We start from the raw sequence: 2,197 nt of genomic DNA, 5'->3' as shown, positions 1-2,197 counted from the left end.
TGATAATCGCTTATGCTAAGCTAATTACACGTAAAGGCCTGGGTAAATTTCAACTCAGTTCAGGTGGTGTTAAAACTCCATCTTAATATGCGCCCATTTTATTGGAAGCTCATCGTGTTTTGATAAATCACCAATGTTTCAACATGAACTGTACCAGGTTAGTAGAATTTTTTGCCGCTAACTTGGTAAATTCCTCAAAACTGATAGGAGAACCCTCATCCGCTTTATCCGAAATAGCTCGCAGTATGACGAAAGGAATTTTGTTCACATAGCAAATCTGGGCTATGGCTGCACCTTCCATCTCGGCACAATCCCCATGAAACTCCGAAACTATCCTGTCCTTCGCTTCCTGGGAAGAAATAAATTGGTCCCCGGAGCAAATCCGCCCCTCAACTGCCCTGACTTGGGGGAGAGCTTTCTTTACCGCTTGTACAGCCTTATGTCGAAGCCCTGCATCGGCGGCAAAACCCACCTGCCCCGTGTAAGGAATCTCTCCTTTCTTGAAGCCAATGGCTTCCACCGTGAAGTCATGCTGTACAGCATCCACTGAAACAACAATATCCCCGATGTCAAGTTCTTCATTCAGGGAGCCTGCCACACCTGTATTGATGATATGGCTAACCTCAAAATCATCCACCAGTATCTGGGCACAGGCAGCCGCATTGACCTTCCCTATACCGCATTGCACCACCACAGCATTCATGCTACCGATGCTTCCCTCGCAGAATTCCATTCCTGCTTTGGTCTCCTTGCGAATTGCCTGCATATTTTCCCTCAGGATATCCACTTCTGGCTTCATAGCTCCAATAATGCCTATCTTTACTATCTGGTCATTTTCTGCCGCCATTACAGGCAACGAAGAGAAAAAACAAAGTATCATACAAACAGCTGTTATAAAAATTCTGTTCATGGCTCAAAACTCCCACATGTAAAATTTTATGAATACTTAACGCGGGTAAATCATCTGAGGTTATTACTCTGCCAAAATTCTCCCTTGCAATTATTCCGCACAAAGCAAACGGTCCGGCAGAATATACCATACTCCACCAAACCGCTTTTCTCTTAGCCTATCATTTAGTATTTCCCATGCTATCCTTGGTATCCTGCTCCGCACTCTTGATATCCTTACTCATATCCTTGGCCAGATTAAACTGATGGAATTGAGGGTCATCATGGATTACCATGGTAAATTTATCAGTCTTATCAAGTAAAACTGTACCCTTCTTTAAAGAAAGCTCCAAAATATGGCCGCCCTGTTTCCGGTCATCGGAAATAAAGTGAAAATGCCAGCCAGGAGAATTCAGCCCAGCCATGTAATTAGGACAATACAACCCTACCAGTGTTCCCTTAATATTATTGGCTGTAAACTCTGTCTGCTTGCCTTTAAGGGCTTCCACGAGGGTTGGATAAGGCTTCTGGCTGCCGTACTCACTACGGAAGAGAACAGAGGAAAACTCTGTATGTAGTTTTATCATGTAAAAGCTGTTTTCCCCGCACTTTTTTACTTCTTCATTCAAAGCCTTTTCAAAAGCTGCCTTGTCATTAATGTTTTGCAAGGCAAGGGCAATATCATCATCAAAATAAGTCACCGTTGCATAAGGAACAGCCGTCTTGTCATCAGCCACAATGACACGACCATCACCCAGAGCCTGATAGACTGTTCCATCCAGCATAATCATTTCACCATTAAGACCCTCAAAGGTGCCAATGCCGATATCACCTAGAGACCGCATATCTCTTACTGTAACCGTACCGCCAAAATATCCCTGGGCCAAAGACTGTAAAAGTGCCACCTGGTTTAGGCTTTCACGTTCTGTAATTGCTGGAGTAGCATAGCCCACGCTGCCCGTCAAAAGACCTGCAATTAATGCTAAGGAAAGATGTTTTTTGATGTTAATCTTCATAATCCCAGTTCCTTTCAGGGTATATTATCCCTGCCATACGCACTTCATGAACTTGCGGTAGTTCTTGTCAAGATAATCGATGATAAAGGAGAACATGGTGTAAATGGTATCCCCCTTTAATTCCTCATCAACGATTAGGCACACATCCAATATTAAGTCCCCAGCGTCATTTAAATACACCTTGAAAGGTTTGTATGAGGCAGACTCTTCGTTGATTAACTTCAACAGATCAAGCTGGTTACTGTCCGTCAATGCCTTAGTTGAAATCTGTACCCGTACCATTGCGAAAATAG

2 protein-coding genes and 1 pseudogene are annotated in these 2,197 nt (G+C 43.5%); all 3 read right to left on the bottom strand.

Annotated features, from left to right (window positions below; genetic code table 11):
- Window positions 1–127 precede the first annotated feature (127 nt).
- Complete coding sequence (locus ACKI5G_RS06880; protein ID WP_407398882.1) at window positions 128–910, bottom strand: 5'-methylthioadenosine/adenosylhomocysteine nucleosidase; 783 nt, start codon at window positions 908–910, stop codon at window positions 128–130.
- A gap of 160 nt (window positions 911–1,070) precedes the next feature.
- A complete protein-coding gene (gene budA / locus ACKI5G_RS06875; RefSeq protein ID WP_407398880.1) occupies window positions 1,071–1,904 on the bottom strand; it encodes an acetolactate decarboxylase in 834 nt (277 codons plus the stop codon).
- A gap of 24 nt (window positions 1,905–1,928) precedes the next feature.
- A pseudogene (locus ACKI5G_RS06870) lies at window positions 1,929–2,197 on the bottom strand (hypothetical protein); the annotation flags it as partial.

The sequence above is a fragment of the Anaerovibrio sp. genome (assembly GCF_045637405.1).
In the GTDB taxonomy this organism is placed as follows: Bacteria; Bacillota; Negativicutes; order Selenomonadales; family Selenomonadaceae; genus Anaerovibrio.
This window is presented reverse-complemented; position numbering and strand designations above follow the sequence as displayed.